The organism is Enterobacter genomosp. S, from assembly GCF_001631805.1.
GTDB classification, from domain to species: Bacteria; Pseudomonadota; Gammaproteobacteria; order Enterobacterales; family Enterobacteriaceae; genus Enterobacter; species Enterobacter quasihormaechei.
In genome coordinates this window covers 623,804-643,070 of record NZ_LVVA01000012.1, presented here as the reverse complement: position 1 = coordinate 643,070, position 19,267 = coordinate 623,804, and the positions used below count along the sequence as shown (strand labels likewise).

The window sequence follows — 19,267 nt, the reverse complement described above, 5'->3', positions numbered from 1 at the left end:
TCAGAAAGAAAACCGAGGATTGTCATGGCTGAATTACTATTAGGCGTCAACATCGACCACATTGCCACCCTGCGCAACGCGCGCGGCACGGCGTATCCGGATCCGGTTCAGGCGGCGTTTATCGCCGAGCAGGCTGGGGCGGACGGCATTACCGTCCACCTGCGTGAAGACCGTCGCCACATCACCGATCGCGACGTGCGCATCCTGCGCCAGACGCTGGATACGCGCATGAACCTGGAGATGGCGGTAACGGAAGAGATGCTGACGATAGCCTGCGATACGAAGCCGCACTTCTGCTGTCTGGTGCCGGAAAAGCGTCAGGAAGTGACGACCGAAGGTGGTCTGGACGTGGCGGGGCAGCTCGACAAAATGCGCGACGCCTGCAAACGCCTGGCGGATGCCGGTATCCTGGTTTCCCTGTTTATTGACGCCGATTTCACCCAGATTAAAGCCGCAGCAGACGTGGGCGCGCCGTACATTGAAATTCATACCGGCTGCTATGCTGATGCTGAAAATGATGCTGAGCAGGCTAAAGAGCTGGAGCGTATTGCCAAAGCGGCAACCTACGCGGCCAGTCTGGGCCTGAAGGTTAACGCCGGACACGGCCTGACCTATCACAACGTGAAGGCCATCGCCGCCCTGCCGGAAATGCACGAGCTAAACATCGGTCACGCGATTATTGGCCGGGCGGTAATGAGTGGCCTGAAAGAGGCGGTTTCAGAGATGAAGCGCCTGATGCTGGAAGCGCGTCAGTAATGGCCATTCTGGGCTTAGGCACCGATATCGTTGAAATAGCCCGCATCGAAGCAGTGATCGCCCGTAGCGGCGATCGCCTGGCAAGACGCGTGCTGAGCGATAACGAATGGGCCATCTGGGAGGCGCATCAACAGCCGGTGCGCTTTCTGGCAAAGCGTTTTGCGGTAAAAGAGGCGGCGGCGAAAGCGTTCGGCACGGGCATTCGTAACGGCCTGGCGTTTAACCAGTTTGAAGTCTTCAACGATGAGCTGGGTAAACCACGTCTGCGCTTATGGGGCGAGGCGCTTAAGCTGGCGGAAAAGCTGGGCGTGGCGCACATGCACGTAACGCTGGCAGATGAACGCCACTATGCCTGTGCAACGGTAATTATCGAGAGTTAAATTTTGTCCGCATGGTGCATCAGGACAAACTTATCCCACAGCTGTTCTTCGTTCTCGACGTGTGCCGGATCTTTTAAGATTGTATTGGGGATTGGGCACACCTTCTGGCAGGTCGGCGTTTCATAGTGGCCGATGCACTCGGTGCAGCGGTCGCTGTTAATCTCATAAATGCTGTCGCCCATCGAAATCGCCTGGTTAGGGCATTCGGGTTCGCACATATCGCAGTTGATGCATTTTTTGGTGATTAACAGCGCCATCGGGAAATTCTCAGAAACATCACAAACAGGGCGGGCATTATACGCGCATTTTGTGCTCAGACCAGTTTTTTTACCAGCTCTTCGCTGTGGCGAATCCGCTCTGGCGCACGCTCCAGATCCTGCTGAACCAGCGCCATAAACAGCAGATCCGTCAGCATCATTTGCGCACTCGTTGAGGAAATAGCCGCGCTGCGAGTGGCCTGTTCCTCGGCAATGGTATACAGACAGCGCGTTGCCCGCTGCTGGAGCGCATTGGGGCTAAAGCCGGTAATGGCTAAAATTTTCCCCCCAACGCGCAGGGCCTCGTCGGTGGCCATATTTATCTCGCGGCGCTCGCCGGAATAGGAGATGGCTAGCAGCACATCGTCAGGATCCATCGCCTGAACGGTTGCCAGCAGCGCGTGCATATCCTGCTCAACAATGGCGTTATAGCCGATTTTGGTCAGCTTCCAGCCAAAGTTACGCGCCACCAGCCCGGACGCCCCAATCCCGGTCAACACAATGCGCCGCGCGTCGCGAAGCATGGCGACGCTTTCCAGCAGCTTCTCTTCGGTGTTCACGTCCAGCGTGGCGTGCATTGCCGCCACGTTCTCCTTAATCAGCTTTTCACCGACCAGACGCATCGGATCGTCGCCGCGGATCTGGTTATGCACCGGCATAGACTGCGGGTTAGGGTTGCTCACCAGCGCTTCGCTGATGGCCAGCTTCAGTGCCGGAAAGCCCTTAAAACCAATCTTCTGGGCAAACTTCACTACGCTTGACTGGCTCACCCCGGCTTCGCCTGCCAGCTGCTGCGAACTAAGGTGCCGCGCGCGATCGGGCTGAGAGAGTAAAAAATCCGCGAGCTTTTTATCACTCTGAGCAAAGCCTGCGTAGCGCTGACGAATGCGAATTAAACAGTTCATACGATCTCCTGGCGAAAATGTGATTGCCTGCGCAAATACGGATTTTGCTCGCCTGAATGAATTTTATATTCCATTATAGTGCGTTTATTATGAATTAAAAATTCCAGAGGTACATAACATGAATCTAGGCTCTCTTGTTTCTGAAACGCGTAACCCGCAAACCATGGATCTTGACGCGCTCTCCACGCTTGAGCTGGTAAACCGCTTTAATCAACAGGATACCCTCGTCGCGCTGGCAGTCAAAGAGACATTGCCTGAGGTAGCAAAAGCCGTGGACGCCGCTGCCGACGCGCTGAAAGCCGGAGGACGCATTATTTATATGGGGGCGGGAACCAGCGGACGCCTCGGCGTGCTCGATGCCTCGGAGTGTCCGCCGACCTTTGGCGTTCCGCACGGCCTGGTCGTGGGCCTGATTGCCGGCGGCCCTGGCGCGCTGCTGAAAGCGGTGGAAGGAGCAGAAGATAATAAACAGCTTGGGGAAGATGACCTCAGGACGCTGAACCTGACCGCGCAGGATCTGGTGGTCGGGCTGGCGGCTTCCGGGCGTACGCCGTACGTCATTGGCGGGCTGGAATATGCCCGGAAGATCGGGTGCACCACGGTCGCCATCTCCTGCAACCCCGGCTCGCCGATAGCGCAGGTAGCGGACATTGCCATCTCGCCTGTCGTTGGGCCCGAGGCGTTAACCGGCTCGACGCGTCTGAAGTCGGGTACCGCGCAGAAGCTGGTGCTCAATATGATCTCCACCGGCGCGATGGTGAAATTCGGCAAGGTCTACCAAAACCTGATGGTGGACATGCAGGCGACCAACGTCAAGCTAGTGGACAGAGCGTGCCGCATGGTGATGGAAGCGACGGGCGCCGCGCGTGAAGAGGCGGAAAAGGTGCTTCAGCAGACCGATCACGACGTCAAACCGGCCATTCTGATGATATTAACCGGGTTGGATGCAGCCGCGGCCAGAGCCAGACTCGATGCCCATCACGGGTTTTTACGGGCGGCATTAGAACACGAATAAGAGGCGTGTATGGACAAAACAGCAGCGCTCGCCAGCGACATCCTGCTCGGGATCGGTGGGGAAAACAATATTCAGCGTCTGGAAAACTGCATGACGCGCGTGCGCATCGAGGTGCATAACGACGACAAGCTCGATGTCACGCGCCTGAAGCAGCTTCCCGGCGTGAGCGGGTACGTTAAGCAGGGGCAACAGCATCAGCTGATTGTCGGCCCGGGCAAAGCGGCGCAGGTGGTTGACGCCATGCGCGCTCTGATGACGGGCGGGGAAATGGCTCACGCCGTTGACGACGCGGAGCGCACCAAAGCGCAGGCGAAAGCCAGGTATAAAGCCCCTATGAGCGACGCGCTGCGCCAGCTGGCCAACGTCTTTATTCCGCTGATCCCGGCGTTTATTGCGTCGGGGCTGATCACCGGGATTATCAATATCCTTAAGCGTCCGGATATTGTCGGGAATTTTGCCACGCAGTATCCGAACCTGCTGGGCATTCTCGCCATCTTCGGCAGCGCGGTGTTTGCCATCATGAACATTTTGGTGGGGGTGAATACCGCCAAAGTGTTCGGCGGCTCGCTGGCAATGGGTGGTGTAATGGCCGGGATCCTCTCCAGCCCGCAGCTGGCGCAAATTACGCTGTTTGGCGAGGCGCTTCAGCCTGGCCGAGGTGGGGTGATTGCCGTGCTGCTGGTGGTGATCCTGATGTGCTGGATCGAGAAAAAGCTGCGCGCGGTACTGCCCGGCTCGATTGAGCTGATCCTCAACCCATTGCTGACCACGCTGATTACCGGTAGCGTGGCGATTGTGGCTCTGCAACCGCTGGGCGGCTGGATCTCGGAAGCCATCGCCCACGGCGCGTCACTGGCTATCGATCGCGGCGGGTTGCTGGTAGGCGCCGTACTGTCCGGAACCTTCCTGCCGTTAGTCCTGACCGGTCTGCATCAGGGGATGGTGCCGATTCACGTCGAACTGGTGCAGGCGCACGGCTATAACGCGCTGCTGCCGATCCTGTCGATGGCGGGCGTTGGGCAGGTCGGTGCGGCCATCGCGATACTGATGAAAACCCGCAACGCACGTCTGAAAAAGGTCATTAAAGGGGCGATGCCGGTCGGGTTACTCGGTATCGGCGAGCCGCTGATTTTCGGCGTTACGCTGCCGCTGGGTAAACCGTTCCTGGCCGCCTGCCTCGGCGGTGCGGTGGGCGGGGCGCTGATCAGCTACTGGAAAGTGGCGACCGTTATCACCTTTGGGATCTCCGGTTTACCGCTGGCATTAACCATCGTGACCGGAAAAGTCATGCTCTATCTGTTAGGCTATCTGGTAGCGGTGATCGCCGGGTTCCTGTTTACCTGGCTGTTAGGATTCAACGACCCAGAGGAGTAAGGTTTGGCCAATCACGAGCGTCGCGTTGTTTTTTTCGATCTGGATGGAACGCTGCACCAGCAGGATATGTTCGGCACGTTTATGCGCTACCTGCTGCGGCGCCAGCCCCTTAACGCGCTGCTGGTATTGCCCCTGTTACCCGTTATTGGTATCGCGCTGCTGGTAAAAGGCCGTGCAGCGCGCTGGCCGATGAGCCTGTTGCTCTGGGGATGTACGTTTGGTCATAGCGAAGCGCGTCTTAAGCAGCTTGAGCAGGATTTTGCCCACTGGTTTCGCGGCCACGTGGCCGCGTTTCCCGTGGTACAGGCGCGCCTCACCAGCTACCTCGACGCCAACGACGCCGATATCTGGCTGATTACCGGCTCCCCGCAGACGCTGGTGGAGCAGGTCTACTTTGATACCCCCTGGCTGCCGCGCGTGAATCTTATCGCTACGCAAATCTCACGCGGCTACGGCGGCTGGGTCCTGACGATGCGCTGCCTGGGGCATGAAAAAGTGGTCCAGCTGGAAAAACGCATCGGCACGCCGCTGCGCCTGTACAGCGGCTACAGCGACAGCAAGCAGGACAACCCGCTGCTCTATTTTTGCCAGCACCGCTGGCGCGTCACGCCGCTGGGTGAACTTCAGCAACTCGAATAGTCTTATCTATAAGGGCTGTGTATAATGCCGCCCGCTTTTCGACTGGAGTATCAACCCTTGTCCAACCCTGAACACAATCATGAATACTGGATGCGCCACGCGCTGGCGCTGGCTCAGCGCGCCTGGGAAGAGGGCGAAGTGCCCGTGGGCGCGGTGCTGGTCCATAACAATCAGGTGATTGGAGAAGGGTGGAACCGTCCTATTGGCCGCCACGATCCCACCGCGCATGCTGAAATCATGGCGCTTCGTCAGGGCGGACTGGTGCTGCAAAACTATCGTCTGCTTGATACCACACTCTACGTCACCCTTGAACCGTGCGTGATGTGCTCCGGGGCAATGGTGCACAGCCGAATCGGCACGCTGGTATTTGGCGCGCGGGATGAAAAGACGGGCGCTGCCGGCTCGCTGATGGACGTGCTTGGGCATCCGGGGATGAACCACCAGGTGAACACTATCGGTGGGGTACTTGCACCAGAATGTTCGGGTCTGTTAAGTGACTTTTTTCGAATGCGTCGGCAGCAGAAAAAGCAACAAAAGGCAGAATTGAAGTCGCAGGGGGATTAAGCTCGTCCGGTGCGACCACCGGATAGCTTTCAGCCAGCTGTTGTGCCTCGGTTGCCTCTTTTTCTTTCTCCAGCAAATACCCCACCAGGCTTATCTGATACTTACGAATATTCTCCACGTAAGCATACGCTTCATGCCCGCGCGCATAGCCGTACGTCAGCTTTTTATACCACTGTTTCTGACTCAGCAGCGGCAGGCGCTGTTTTACATCAGACCAGCTGTCCGGATTACCTTTTGTTTTCGCCGTCAGCGCGCGCGCGTCGAGCATGTGCGCATAGCCCATGTTATAGGCGGCCAGCGCAAACCAGATCCGCTCCCCTTCCGGGACCGTCTCCGGCACTTTTGCCATCATATCCTGTAAATACTGCGCGCCGCCGCTGATGCTCTGCTCCGCATCGGTCCGGTCGCTGATGCCGAGGCTTTGGGCGGTATTTTTGGTCAGCATCATCAACCCGCGCACGCCCGTCGGGGAGGTGGCCTGAGCATCCCAGTGTGATTCCTGGTAGGAAATCGCCGCCAGCAGCTTCCAGTCAATTTCCTGTGCGTATTTCTCAAACAGCGGTTGCAGCTCCGGCAGCACGCTATCCACCGCGCGCAGGAAGGTGCGGGTGTCCACGTAATCAAAATCGTCACCGTGACCGAGATATTTCTCTTCCAGACGCGCCAGCGTGCCGTCTTCATTGATAGAATTAAAGAAATCGAGCATGGCCGCAGAAACGGTCTGATCGTCGTCTAGCGGGGTAAACCAGGTCACCGGCTGTTCGTCGGTCACATCCAGCGCCACGGCGATTTCAGGATGAACGCGCTGGAAAAGGCTGATCGCTACCGAATCAGCAATGGTATAGGCCAGTTTTTTATCCTTTACCTGCTCCAGCAATGCGTTGGTGCCCAGTTTCGTGTCAACCTTCCAGCTGAGGTTCGGGTATTTTTTCTCTTTTAATTCCCGCAGATCGTCAATCACCACGTGGCCGGGGGCGATGGTTAACTGTTGTTCGGTGATGTCGGCCAGCGAGCGCGGGCGCAGGCTACCCACACGGTAAACCACCTGCTGCGACACGGAGTAATAGGTTGGGCCCGGCTGATAGTTTTTGCTCCGCTCGCTGTTGTACACCAGTCCGGCGGCGAGGATATCAGCGCGGTTATGATCCAGGTCGTCAAACAGCTGGTTAATGTTTTGTCGCACGGTGACCTTCAGCTTAACGCCCATGTAGTCCGCAAACAGCTGTGCCAGTTCATAATCAAGCCCAATGGTTTTACCGTTGATATCGTCATAAATAAGCGGGGAAGAGAGGGTACTGACGCGCAGCTCCCCCCGCTCCTGAATGGCGGCGATACGGTTCTCGGCTTTGCCGAACCAGGGGATAGAAGGCCAGAGGGCCACTGCCAGCAGCAACGTAACAATGCCGATGAGCAGATAATTAATCTTTAATTTTTTCAATTAGTTAATTCTCTGCGACGCCGGATGCCTCAGTGTGCTGTAGTCATGTTATGAATAGGGTTTGCCATTGATTGAGCGGCATTTTGCGCAAAGTAGCGCCAGTTGGCAACCAATTAGAGAGACTGGTCACATCTATTGTTAAACATAATGGATGATTTTATTTCGACGCAAACGGTTTCGTCGGCGCTCAGGATTCTCTATAATGACGCCCGTTTTCCCCCCTTGCGCACACTGTAAGCGCCCCGGCGCTTCGAAGACGAGAGACTTATGATGGAAATTCTGCGTGGTTCGCCTGCACTGTCTGCCTTCCGTATTAACAAACTGCTGGCACGTTTTCAGGCGGCCGACCTTCCGGTAAGCAATATTTACGCTGAGTATGTCCATTTTGCTGACCTGAATGCCCCTCTGAATGCAGAGGAGCGCGTACAGCTGGAACGCCTGCTTAAATATGGCCCAAGCCTGAGCAGCCATACGCCGACCGGTAAACTGATCCTTGCCACGCCACGTCCGGGCACCATCTCCCCCTGGTCTTCCAAAGCAACGGATATCGCCCACAACTGCGGCCTGAACCAAATTAACCGTCTGGAGCGCGGCGTGGCGTACTATGTGGAAGCGTCCACCCTGAGCGACGCGCAGTGGCAGGCCGTTGCGGCAGAGCTGCACGACCGCATGATGGAAAGCGTGTTTGCCTCTCTGGATGAGGCGCAGAAGCTGTTCTCCCACCATCAGCCTGCGCCGGTACAGAGCGTAGACCTGCTGGGGCAGGGGCGTCAGGCGCTGATCGACGCAAACCTGCGTCTGGGGCTGGCACTCGCAGAAGATGAAATTGACTACCTTCAGGATGCATTCGTTAAGCTCAACCGCAACCCGAACGACATCGAACTGTATATGTTTGCGCAGGCCAACTCTGAGCACTGCCGCCACAAGATTTTCAACGCCGACTGGATTATCGACGGTGAACAGCAGCCGAAGTCGCTGTTCAAAATGATCAAAAACACCATGGAGCAAACCCCTGACCACGTGCTGTCTGCCTATAAGGACAACGCCGCGGTAATGGAAGGTTCCGAGGTGGGCCGCTTCTTCGCCGACCGCGAAGCGGGACGCTATGACTTCCATCAGGAGCCTGCGCATATCCTGATGAAAGTGGAAACCCACAACCACCCGACGGCAATCTCGCCGTGGCCGGGTGCGGCGACCGGTTCCGGCGGTGAAATCCGTGACGAAGGTGCGACGGGTCGCGGCGCTAAACCAAAAGCGGGTCTGGTCGGTTTCTCCGTTTCCAACCTGCGTATCCCGGGCTTTGAACAGCCGTGGGAAGAAGATTTCGGCAAGCCAGAGCGCATCGTGACCGCGCTGGATATCATGACCGAAGGCCCGCTGGGCGGCGCGGCGTTCAACAACGAATTTGGTCGTCCGGCGCTGAACGGCTACTTCCGTACCTATGAAGAGAAAGTGGACAGCCACAACGGCGAAGAGCTGCGCGGCTACCACAAACCGATCATGCTGGCGGGCGGGATCGGCAACATTCGCGCCGATCACGTGCAGAAAGGTGAGATCGTCGTCGGCGCGAAGCTGATCGTGCTCGGCGGTCCGGCCATGAACATCGGTCTGGGCGGTGGTGCAGCCTCGTCTATGGCTTCCGGCCAGTCTGATGCGGATCTCGATTTCGCCTCCGTGCAGCGCGACAACCCGGAGATGGAGCGTCGCTGTCAGGAAGTGATCGACCGCTGCTGGCAGCTGGGCGATGCTAACCCGATTCTGTTCATCCACGACGTGGGCGCGGGCGGTCTGTCCAACGCCATGCCGGAGCTGGTGAGCGACGGTGGTCGCGGCGGGCGTTTCAACCTGCGCGACATCCTGAGCGATGAGCCGGGCATGAGCCCGCTGGAAATCTGGTGTAACGAATCCCAGGAGCGCTACGTGCTGGCGGTGGCCGCCGATCAGCTGCCGCTGTTTGACGAGCTGTGCCGCCGCGAGCGCGCGCCGTATGCCGTCATCGGTGAAGCGACCGAAGAGCAGCACCTCTCCTTGAGCGATACCCACTTTGACAACCAGCCTATCGATCTGCCGCTGGACGTGCTGCTCGGCAAAACGCCGAAGATGACCCGCGACGTCACCACCCGCAAAGCGGCGGGCAAAGCGCTGGACCGCCAGGGCATTACCGTTGCGGACGCAGTGGATCGCGTACTGCACCTCCCGGCCGTGGCAGAGAAAACGTTCCTGGTCACCATCGGCGACCGTACCGTGACCGGTATGGTATCCCGCGATCAGATGGTCGGCCCGTGGCAGATCCCGGTCGCTAACTGCGCCGTGACCACTGCGAGCCTCGACAGCTATTACGGCGAAGCGATGGCGCTGGGCGAACGTACGCCGGTGGCGCTGCTGGACTTCGCCGCCTCTGCGCGACTGGCGGTCGGTGAAGCGCTGACCAACATTGCCGCGACGCAGATTGGTGATATTAAACGCATCAAGCTTTCCGCGAACTGGATGGCCGCTGCCGGTCACCCGGGGGAAGACGCCGGCCTGTATGAAGCCGTGAAAGCGGTGGGTGAGGAGCTGTGTCCAGCCCTAGGCCTGACCATTCCGGTGGGTAAAGACTCCATGTCGATGAAAACCCGCTGGCAGGAGGGTAACGAGCAGCGCGAGATGACCTCTCCGCTGTCGCTGGTGATCACCGCGTTTGCCCGCGTGGAAGACGTACGCCATACCGTTACGCCGCAGCTGGCGACCGAAGATAACGCCCTGCTGCTGATTGACCTCGGCAAAGGCCATAACGCACTGGGCGCAACCGCGCTGGCGCAGGTTTACCGTCAGCTCGGCGATAAGCCAGCCGACGTGCGTGACGTCGCCCAGCTAAAAGGCTTCTACGACGCGATCCAGGCGCTGGTGGCACAGCGCAAGCTGCTGGCCTACCACGACCGCTCCGATGGTGGCCTGCTGGTCACCCTGGCAGAGATGGCCTTCACCGGCCACTGCGGCGTGGAAGCGAACATTGGCGCTCTTGGCGAAGACCGCCTGGCAGCGCTGTTTAACGAAGAGCTGGGCGCGGTGATTCAGGTCCGCGCCGCAGACCGCGAGGCGGTGGAAACGATTCTGGCGAAGCACGGTCTGGCAGACTGCGTGCACTATCTGGGGAAAGCGGTGCAGGGTGACCGCTTCGTGATTGAAGCCGACGGCCACGCGGTGTTCAGCGAAAGCCGTACCACGCTGCGTATGTGGTGGGCGGAAACCACCTGGCAGATGCAGCGCCTGCGCGATAACCCGGAATGCGCCGATCAGGAGCATAACGCAAAGGCCAATGACCAGGATCCAGGCCTGAACGTGAAGCTCTCCTTCGACATCAACGAAGACATTGCCGCACCGTACATCGCGACCGGCGCGCGTCCGAAAGTGGCCGTGCTGCGCGAGCAGGGCGTTAACTCCCACGTTGAGATGGCGGCTGCCTTCCACCGGGCGGGCTTTGACGCCATTGATGTTCATATGAGCGACCTGCTGGCCGGGCGTACCGGGCTGGATGATTTCCAGGCGCTGGTGGCCTGCGGCGGTTTCTCCTACGGCGACGTGCTGGGCGCGGGCGAAGGCTGGGCGAAGTCCATCCTGTTCAACAGCCGCGTGCGTGACGAGTTCGAGACCTTCTTCCACCGTCCCCAGACGCTAGCGCTGGGCGTTTGTAACGGCTGTCAGATGATGTCTAACCTGCGCGAGCTGATCCCGGGCAGTGAAGCCTGGCCGCGCTTTGTGCGCAACCAGTCCGACCGCTTTGAAGCCCGCTTCAGCCTGGTAGAGGTGACTCAAAGCCCGTCTCTGCTGTTACAGGGGATGGTGGGTTCTCAGATGCCAATCGCGGTGTCGCACGGTGAAGGTCAGGTTGAAGTGCGCGATGCGGCGCATCTGGCTCAGCTTGAAAGCAAAGGGCTGGTGGCGCTGCGCTTCGTTGATAACTTCGGCAAGGTCACCGAAACCTATCCGGCTAACCCGAACGGTTCGGCAAATGGTATTACTGCGGTCACCAGCGAAAGCGGTCGCGTAACGATCATGATGCCGCACCCGGAGCGTGTCTTCCGTACCGTGAGCAACTCCTGGCACCCTGAAAACTGGGGCGAGGACAGCCCGTGGATGCGCATTTTCCGCAACGCGCGTAAACAGTTGGGTTAAGGTTTAGCGTACTACCTCTAGGCCCGGTAAGCGTAAGCGCTACCGGGCTTTTTTATACCTGTCGCAAAATCGCGACAATCCTGCGGTTTAAGTGTCTCCAAAAAGAGACATTTAACTTATTGATTTATATATGGCATGACAGGTTCCCGTTAAGGTGTTGCTTAATAGCGACACTTAGCCTGGAAATCATTCACGCCGCTTTCAATACACTTATGTAATAAAGCCTTTTGTAATCATAAAGATAATTGATTGTCTTGCATTCTGGCACGCGAGTTGCATTACAGTAGTCAGTGGCTCATTCACCTTCTTATGTCAGCCCCTTCGGGACGTGCTACATAAACTTCGAATGACGCACAAAAAGGTGCCTGCCGTCCAACTACTGATTATTGCAATGCTTTATCAGGCCAGGGCGAAACGTCGAGTTAGGCACCGCCTTATTCCATGACAAAGCCGGGTTTTTACCCGGCTTTGTTGTATCTGAAGGGCAGACTCAGTTACGCTCTCCTCAAACCCGGATGAAGAGAGTAATGTGTTGAAACGCTGGCCCGCTTTCCCTCGCTCCCTGCGACAGCTTGTTATGATGGCCTTCCTGCTGATCCTGCTACCTTTGCTGGTGCTGGCCTGGCAGGCCTGGCAAAGCCTGAACGCGTTAAGTGCCCAGGCGGCGCTGACTAACCGCACCACGCTTATTGATGCCCGCCGTAGCGAGGCGATGACCAACGCCGCGCTGGAGATGGAGCGTAGCTATCGCCAGTACTGCGTGCTGGACGACCGCACGCTGGAAAGGGTGTATCAGAATCAGCGTAAACGCTACAGCGAAATGCTGGACGCCCATGCCGGGGTGCTGCCGGATGACAAGCTCTATCAGGCGCTGCGTCAGGATCTGAACGATCTGGCGCAGCTCCAGTGCAAAAACAGCGGTCCTGATGCCGCCGCCGCCGCGCGGCTTGAGGCCTTTGCGAATGCCAACACGGAGATGGTTCAGTCCACCCGTACGGTAATCTTTTCCCGCGGGCAGCAGCTCCAGCAGGAGATTGCCGAGCGCGGCCAGTTCTTTGGCTGGCAGGCGCTGGTGCTGTTTCTGGTCAGCCTGGGGCTGGTGCTGCTCTTTACCCGCATGATCATCGGTCCCGTAAAGGGGATCCAGCGAATGATTAACCGCCTGGGAGAGGGCAAATCCCTCGGGGATACCGTCGTTTTTAAAGGCCCGCGCGAGCTGCGCTCGGTCGGCCAGCGCATTATCTGGCTTTCAGAGCGTCTGGCGTGGCTGGAATCCCAGCGTCACCAATTTCTGCGCCATATCTCACACGAACTCAAAACACCGCTGGCCAGCATGCGTGAAGGCACGGAGCTGCTGGCCGACGAAGTGGCGGGGCCGTTAACGCCTGAGCAAAAAGAGATTGTGGCGATTCTGGATGCCAGCAGCCGCAATTTACAGAAACTTATCGAACAATTGCTGGACTATAACCGCAAGCTGGCGGATGGTGCTGTGGTGCTCGAGAGCGTTGAAATTGAACCGCTGGTGGATATGGTCATCTCCGCCCATAGCCTGCCAGCAAGAGCTAAAATGATGCATACCCAGGTGGATCTCAACGCGCCAGCCTGTCTTGCAGAACCGATGCTGTTAATGAGCGTGCTGGATAATCTTTATTCCAATGCGGTGCACTATGGTACTGAATCCGGTACCATTTATATCAGAAGCAATAACAACGGTTCGCGGGTATTTATTGACGTAGCGAATACGGGAAGCCCGATTCCGGATGATGAAAAAACGATGATCTTTGAACCCTTCTTCCAGGGGAGTCATCAGCGAAAAGGTGCGGTAAAAGGAAGTGGTCTGGGGCTGAGTATTGCCCGCGACTGCATACGACGCATGCAGGGTGAGCTTAACATCGTGAGTGATGAACGCGCCGATGTCTGTTTTCGTATCGAACTGCCTCTTGAGCCGGAAAAATCAATGAAATGAATAACAACCTGGTGAGTATGTCACACGTCTTTTATCGCGCATTGCGCGCGGTGTTTTCCAGCAAAAATGTGCGCCTGAGCCTGCCCTGCCTGCTGCTGGCAGGCTGTGTCACCCATGCACCAAAAAGTGCAATTAGCCACAAACAGGAAGATAAATGGCCGCAAAAACAGCTGGCCGACTTCCTTTCAACACGTTGCGATGATATCTGGAGCCTGTCGGGGCACGATGTCGAATCCAACCCGCTGTTCTGGCTGCGGGGAATAGACTGCGCCCAGCGTCTGGCCCCCGCCGAGGCCCGTGCGCAGGCGGCGATGCTGGTGGACGACACCTGGCAGGACGCGTTTAAACGTGGGATCGTTATGGCCGATGCCAGAATCACCCCCGTCGAACGCCGCGCCAACGTGACGCGGCTGGATACTTACGTAATCAATATTCCCTCGCAGGTGCGCCCGGTCTATCAGCTCTGGCGGGACGGACAAACCCTGCAATTACAGCTGTCTGAAGAGCGTTTCCGCTACAGCAAATTGCAGCAGTCGAGCGACAGCGAGCTTGATGCGCTGCGCCAGCAGCAGGAGTCGCTGCGCGAGCAGCTTGATACCACCACGCGCAAGCTTGAGAATCTGACCGATATCGAGAGACAGCTCTCGACGCGTAAGCCGGCAGGCAGCTATCTGCCCGACGGGTCGAAAGGCAACTCTGCCACGACTCCAGACGGTGAGACGCCGAAACAAGAGGATGTGAAGCCATGACAAGCCGTAAACCTGCCCATCTGTTGCTGGTGGATGACGATCCCGGTTTATTAAAGCTGTTGGGGATGCGTCTGGTCAGCGAAGGCTACAGCGTGGTTACCGCTGAAAGCGGGCAGGAGGGGCTGAAAGTGCTCAGCCGTGAGAAAATCGATCTGGTGATCAGCGATTTACGCATGGATGAAATGGACGGCCTGCAACTGTTCGCGGAGATCCAGAAGCAGCAGCCCGGGATGCCGGTAATTATTCTCACCGCGCACGGATCCATTCCGGATGCGGTGGCCGCGACGCAGCAGGGCGTGTTCAGCTTCCTCACCAAACCGGTGGATAAAGATGCCCTCTACAAAGCGATCGACAGCGCCCTTGAGCACGCGGCGCCCTCCGGCGACGACGCCTGGCGTGAATCCATCGTAACGCGTAGCCCGGTTATGCTGCGCCTGCTGGAACAGGCGCGGATGGTGGCGCAATCAGACGTTAGCGTACTGATCAACGGCCAAAGCGGGACCGGGAAAGAGATCCTCGCCCAGGCGATCCACAACGCCAGCCCGCGCAGTAAAAATGCTTTTATCGCCATCAACTGTGGCGCGTTGCCGGAACAGCTGCTTGAGTCAGAGCTTTTCGGTCACGCCCGTGGCGCCTTTACCGGCGCGGTGAGCAGCCGTGAAGGGCTATTCCAGGCGGCTGAGGGCGGCACGCTGTTTCTCGATGAAATTGGCGATATGCCCGCGCCGTTGCAGGTCAAACTGCTGCGCGTGTTGCAGGAGCGAAAAGTGCGTCCGCTCGGCAGCAACCGCGATATCGACATCAACGTGCGTATTATTTCCGCCACCCACCGTGATTTACCCAAGGCGATGGCGCGCAACGAGTTCCGCGAAGATCTCTACTACCGACTGAATGTCGTCAACCTGAAAATTCCGGCGCTGGCCGAGCGCGCGGAAGATATTCCGCTGCTGGCAAACCATCTTTTGCGCCAGGCCGCAGACCGCCACAAACCGTTTGTGCGCGCGTTCTCCACCGATGCGATGAAGCGCCTGATGACGGCAAGCTGGCCGGGCAACGTGCGCCAGCTGGTGAACGTGATTGAGCAGTGCGTGGCGCTGACCTCATCGCCCGTGATCAGCGATGCGCTGGTGGAGCAGGCGCTGGAAGGGGAAAACACGGCTTTACCGACGTTTGCGGAAGCGCGAAATCAGTTCGAGCTGAACTATCTGCGCAAGCTGCTTCAAATCACCAAAGGCAACGTGACCCACGCGGCGCGCATGGCCGGGCGTAACCGTACCGAGTTCTATAAACTCCTCTCACGCCACGAGCTGGAAGCGAACGATTTTAAAGAGTAGTACCGCAAAATCCGCCTGAATATGATACTGTGAGCAACCGATTACGAGGCAGCTTACAGGCAAGAGTTTAAGGACCGACCATGAAAAAAATTGATGCGATTATTAAACCTTTCAAACTGGATGATGTACGTGAGGCGCTGGCTGAAGTGGGCATCACCGGGATGACCGTAACTGAAGTGAAAGGTTTTGGTCGTCAGAAGGGCCACACCGAGCTGTACCGTGGCGCAGAGTACATGGTGGACTTTCTGCCGAAGGTGAAAATCGAGATCGTGGTGAGCGATGACATCGTCGATACCTGTGTGGATACCATTATCCGCACGGCACAGACCGGCAAAATTGGCGACGGGAAAATCTTCGTCTTTGACGTGGCGCGCGTGATCCGTATCCGTACCGGCGAGGAAGACGACGCGGCGATTTAACACGCTTGCCGGGTGGCGCTGCGCTTACCCGGCCTACAAAACCCTTCGTAGGCCCGTACAAGCGAAGCGCCGCCGGGCGATTACAGCACCTTATGCGGGCCGAAGCATTCGTAATGAATGTTGTCCTTGTCAACACCCAGGTCTACCAGCTGCTTCGCGGCATACTGCATAAACGCCACCGGTCCGCAAACGTAGAACTGCATTCCCGGTGCGTTGAACGCCCCTTCATGCTGCCCTAAATTCATCAACCCTTCGCTGTCAAAACGTGCCGCTGCGCGGTCGGCTTCCGTTGGCAAACGGTACCAGGTATGCGCAGTAAAGTGCGGCAGACTGGCCGCCAGCGTTTTCACTTCATCCGCAAAGGCGTGGACATCACCGTTTTCGGCCGCGTGGAACCAGTTAACCTGCGCGCTGTGGCTGGATTTTGCCAGCGTATCCAGCATCGCCAGCATTGGCGTTTGACCCACGCCCGCGGAGATCAGCGTCACCGGCGTGCCGGGTTCCACCGCCATAAAGAAGTCACCCGCCGGCGCGGCCAGATGAACGATGTCGCCAACGTTAGCGACGTTATGCAGCCAGGTCGATACCTGACCGCCTTCCTCACGTTTAACCGCAATGCGATAGCCTTTGCCGTTTGGCTTGCGGGTCAGGGAGTACTGGCGGATCTCCTGATGCGGGAAGCCTTCCGGCTTCAGCCAGACGCCCAGATACTGCCCAGGCTGATAATCCGCCACCGGCTGGCCGTCAACCGGCTCAAATTCAAAACTGGTGATAAGCGCGCTACGCGGGGTTTTCTCAACGATACGGAAGGCGCGAGTGCCTTCCCAGCCGCCGTTCTTACTGGCGTTTTCGCTGTAGATCTGCGCTTCACGATTGATAAACACGTTTGCCAGCACGCCGTAGGCTTTACCCCACGCGTCCAGCACCTCCTGGCCCGGGCTGAACATTTCGTCCAGCGTGGCCAGCAGGTGGCTGCCGACGATATTGTACTGTTCAGGTTTGATCTGGAAGCTGGTGTGCTTCTGGGCAATTTTTTCCACCGCAGGCAGAAGAGCCGGCAGGTTTTCGATGTTGCTGGCATAGGCGGCGATAGCGTTAAAAAGCGCTTCACGCTGATCGCCGTTACGCTGGTTGCTCATGTTAAAAATTTCTTTGAGCTCAGGGTTATGCGCGAACATGCGATCGTAGAAATGGGCGGTCAGCTTAGGACCCGTTTCAACCAGCAGGGGGATCGTGGCCTTCACGGTAGCGATGGTTTGAGCGTCGAGCATAGCAGCTTCCTTCTGATGTTACTTTAATGATGTATTTTAGATGCATCTTATAAAAATACCCATGCAATGTAAATGGTTCTTTGCATCGTGAAAAATATGCATCACAAAGCTGAAAAGAAATCCGTTGAAAATGACGAGAGCTTTATCGCTCAAACCCTTGCGTGGCGTGAAGGTAAACGTTTGCGTAAAATCGTTTGTCAAGACCTGTTATCGCAGAACTATTCAGTTATACTGTTGCCCGTCGTCCAACAGGACTGCCTTTTCAGGCCAAAATTTACTTGTTAGCTGAGTCAGGAGATGCGGATGTTAAAGCGTGAAATGAACATTGCCGATTATGATGCCGAACTGTGGCAGGCTATGGAGCAGGAAAAAGTACGTCAGGAAGAGCACATCGAACTGATCGCCTCCGAAAACTACACCAGCCCGCGCGTTATGCAGGCGCAGGGCTCTCAGCTGACCAACAAATACGCTGAAGGTTACCCGGGCAAGCGCTACTACGGCGGCTGCGAGTACGTTGATATCGTTGAGCAGCTGGCAATTGACCGTGCGAAAGCACTCTTTGGCGCTGACTACGCAAACGTCCAGCCGCACTCTGGCTCTCAGGCTAACTTCGCTGTTTACACCGCGCTGTTGCAGCCGGGCGATACCGTTCTGGGTATGAACCTGGCACAGGGCGGCCACCTGACTCACGGCTCCCCGGTTAACTTCTCCGGTAAACTGTACAACATCATTCCTTACGGTATTGATGAGTCCGGTAAAATTGACTACGAAGACATGGCGAAGCAGGCTAAAGAGCACAAGCCGAAGATGATCATCGGTGGTTTCTCTGCTTACTCCGGCATCGTTGACTGGGCCAAAATGCGTGAAATCGCAGACAGCATCGGCGCGTACCTGTTTGTCGACATGGCGCACGTTGCTGGCCTGATTGCCGCAGGCGTTTATCCGAACCCGGTTCCACACGCTCACGTTGTGACCACCACCACCCACAAAACCCTGGCGGGTCCACGCGGTGGCCTGATCCTGGCGAAAGGCGGTGACGAAGAGCTGTACAAAAAGCTGAACTCTGCTGTGTTCCCAAGCGCGCAGGGCGGCCCGCTGATGCACGTTATCGCGGCTAAAGCGGTGGCGCTGAAAGAAGCGATGGAGCCAGAGTTTAAGGTTTACCAGCAGCAGGTTGCTAAGAACGCCAAAGCGATGGTGGAAGTGTTCCTGAACCGTGGCTACAAAGTGGTTTCTGGCGGTACGGAAAACCACCTGTTCCTGCTGGACCTGGTTGATAAGAACCTGACCGGTAAAGAAGCTGACGCTGCCCTGGGCCGCGCCAACATCACCGTGAACAAAAACAGCGTGCCAAACGATCCGAAGAGCCCGTTCGTGACGTCCGGTATCCGTATCGGTTCTCCGGCCGTGACGCGTCGCGGCTTTAAAGAAGCGGAAGTGAAAGAGCTGGCGGGCTGGATGTGTGACGTTCTGGACAACATCAATGACGACGCGGTTATCGAGCGCGTTAAGGGTAAAGTTCTGGAAATCTGCGCACGCTTCCCGGTGTACGCTTAATTGTCTGCGTTGCAGAACTGAAAAAGGCCGCTTATGCGGCCTTTTTTGTGGGCTAACGTCGGTCGAGGGAGATGGCCCCCGGCCCTGTAATCGCCAGCAAAATAAAGGCGCCCGCGATACTCACATTCTTGTAGAAGTTAATCATATTGGGCAGGACCGCATCCCCGGTCATATCCCAGTAGTGATGACCAATTACCGCGGTCCCCAGCGTATAGAAGACAAAGATGACCGCGAGAGGGCGGGTGAAAAAGCCAAGCACAATCAGTATCGCGGCGGGAATCTCCATCACGACGGCAATAATGGCCGCCAGCATGGGCATGGGCGCTCCGAGTGACGTCATATACTGAACGGTGCCGCTAAAACCCGTCAGCTTTGGATAACCGAAAATAATAAACAGAACCACGATGGCAATGCGGGCAATTAAAAGCAGGAGCGAACGGGAAGAGCCGAAATCGAAATAACGTAAGCTGTTCATGGCAAACGACCTC

General features: G+C 57.2%; 17 protein-coding genes. 12 read left to right on the top strand and 5 right to left on the bottom strand.

What is annotated here, in order from left to right:
* The first annotated feature begins 24 nt into the window (after nt 1–24).
* Nucleotides 25–756, top strand: a complete 732-nt coding sequence (pdxJ, locus tag A3466_RS10600) for a pyridoxine 5'-phosphate synthase (protein ID WP_063450541.1) — start codon at nt 25–27, stop codon at nt 754–756.
* A complete protein-coding gene (gene acpS, locus A3466_RS10595) occupies nt 756–1,136 on the top strand; it encodes a holo-ACP synthase (protein WP_015572144.1) in 381 nt (126 codons plus the stop codon). Before pdxJ ends, acpS begins: the two co-directional genes overlap by 1 nt.
* On the opposite strand, the gene A3466_RS10590 is transcribed toward acpS, so the two are convergent.
* Together A3466_RS10590 and A3466_RS10585 are read right to left on the bottom strand one after the other, a co-directional pair.
* Nucleotides 1,133–1,393 (bottom strand): YfhL family 4Fe-4S dicluster ferredoxin, encoded by a 261-nt coding sequence (locus A3466_RS10590; RefSeq protein ID WP_023300734.1) that lies wholly within the window; start codon nt 1,391–1,393, stop codon nt 1,133–1,135. The two genes, acpS and A3466_RS10590, sit on opposite strands and share 4 nt — an antisense overlap.
* A gap of 56 nt (nt 1,394–1,449) precedes the next feature.
* Complete coding sequence (locus A3466_RS10585) at nt 1,450–2,298, bottom strand: MurR/RpiR family transcriptional regulator (protein WP_063450540.1); 849 nt, start codon at nt 2,296–2,298, stop codon at nt 1,450–1,452.
* 118 nt (nt 2,299–2,416) lie between these two features.
* On the opposite strand from A3466_RS10585, the gene murQ reads away from it, so the two are divergent.
* From murQ to tadA, 4 genes are read left to right on the top strand one after another with little or no spacing between them, the layout of a single operon-like run.
* The gene (gene murQ, locus A3466_RS10580; RefSeq protein ID WP_063450539.1) at nt 2,417–3,313 is read left to right on the top strand and encodes an N-acetylmuramic acid 6-phosphate etherase; all 897 of its coding nucleotides are present in this window, start codon (nt 2,417–2,419) and stop codon (nt 3,311–3,313) included.
* Nucleotides 3,314–3,322: 9 nt separating this feature from the next.
* On the top strand, nt 3,323–4,687 hold the full coding sequence (locus A3466_RS10575) for a PTS transporter subunit EIIC (RefSeq protein ID WP_063450538.1): 1,365 nt from the start codon (nt 3,323–3,325) through the stop codon (nt 4,685–4,687).
* Nucleotides 4,688–4,690: 3 nt separating this feature from the next.
* On the top strand, nt 4,691–5,326 hold the full coding sequence (yfhb, locus tag A3466_RS10570; protein ID WP_063450537.1) for a phosphatidylglycerophosphatase C: 636 nt from the start codon (nt 4,691–4,693) through the stop codon (nt 5,324–5,326).
* Between the two features lie 24 nt (nt 5,327–5,350).
* Nucleotides 5,351–5,890 carry a tRNA adenosine(34) deaminase TadA gene (tadA, locus tag A3466_RS10565; protein ID WP_063450536.1) on the top strand — a complete coding sequence of 180 codons (540 nt, stop codon included), beginning with the start codon at nt 5,351–5,353 and terminating at the stop codon, nt 5,888–5,890.
* Here tadA and mltF read toward each other — a convergent pair.
* Entirely contained in the window at nt 5,778–7,328 is a 1,551-nt protein-coding gene (mltF, locus tag A3466_RS10560) for a membrane-bound lytic murein transglycosylase MltF (RefSeq protein ID WP_063450535.1), read from the bottom strand. The genes tadA and mltF overlap by 113 nt on opposite strands.
* 267 nt (nt 7,329–7,595) lie before the next feature.
* Here mltF and purL point away from each other — a divergent pair, with 267 nt between their 5' ends.
* From purL to glnB, 5 genes are all read left to right on the top strand, one after another.
* A complete protein-coding gene (purL, locus tag A3466_RS10555; protein WP_063450534.1) occupies nt 7,596–11,483 on the top strand; it encodes a phosphoribosylformylglycinamidine synthase in 3,888 nt (1,295 codons plus the stop codon).
* Between the two features lie 532 nt (nt 11,484–12,015).
* Complete coding sequence (qseE, locus tag A3466_RS10550) at nt 12,016–13,449, top strand: two component system sensor histidine kinase QseE/GlrK (protein WP_107535613.1); 1,434 nt, start codon at nt 12,016–12,018, stop codon at nt 13,447–13,449.
* Complete coding sequence (qseG, locus tag A3466_RS10545) at nt 13,446–14,198, top strand: two-component system QseEF-associated lipoprotein QseG (RefSeq protein ID WP_063450532.1); 753 nt, start codon at nt 13,446–13,448, stop codon at nt 14,196–14,198. The genes qseE and qseG overlap by 4 nt, the downstream gene beginning before the upstream one ends.
* Nucleotides 14,195–15,532, top strand: a complete 1,338-nt coding sequence (gene glrR / locus A3466_RS10540) for a two-component system response regulator GlrR (RefSeq protein WP_063450531.1) — start codon at nt 14,195–14,197, stop codon at nt 15,530–15,532. Before qseG ends, glrR begins: the two co-directional genes overlap by 4 nt.
* A gap of 80 nt (nt 15,533–15,612) precedes the next feature.
* Nucleotides 15,613–15,951, top strand: coding sequence for a nitrogen regulatory protein P-II (glnB, locus tag A3466_RS10535; protein ID WP_003860685.1), 339 nt, complete (start codon nt 15,613–15,615; stop codon nt 15,949–15,951).
* 80 nt (nt 15,952–16,031) lie between these two features.
* Here the strand turns inward: glnB and hmpA are convergent, their stop codons facing one another.
* Nucleotides 16,032–17,222, bottom strand: a complete 1,191-nt coding sequence (gene hmpA / locus A3466_RS10530; RefSeq protein ID WP_063450530.1) for an NO-inducible flavohemoprotein — start codon at nt 17,220–17,222, stop codon at nt 16,032–16,034.
* 303 nt (nt 17,223–17,525) lie between these two features.
* Here hmpA and glyA point away from each other — a divergent pair, with 303 nt between their 5' ends.
* A complete protein-coding gene (gene glyA / locus A3466_RS10525; protein ID WP_063450529.1) occupies nt 17,526–18,779 on the top strand; it encodes a serine hydroxymethyltransferase in 1,254 nt (417 codons plus the stop codon).
* Between the two features lie 52 nt (nt 18,780–18,831).
* On the opposite strand, the gene A3466_RS10520 is transcribed toward glyA, so the two are convergent.
* Nucleotides 18,832–19,254 (bottom strand): DoxX family protein, encoded by a 423-nt coding sequence (locus A3466_RS10520; protein ID WP_038416512.1) that lies wholly within the window; start codon nt 19,252–19,254, stop codon nt 18,832–18,834.
* Nucleotides 19,255–19,267 lie beyond the last annotated feature (13 nt).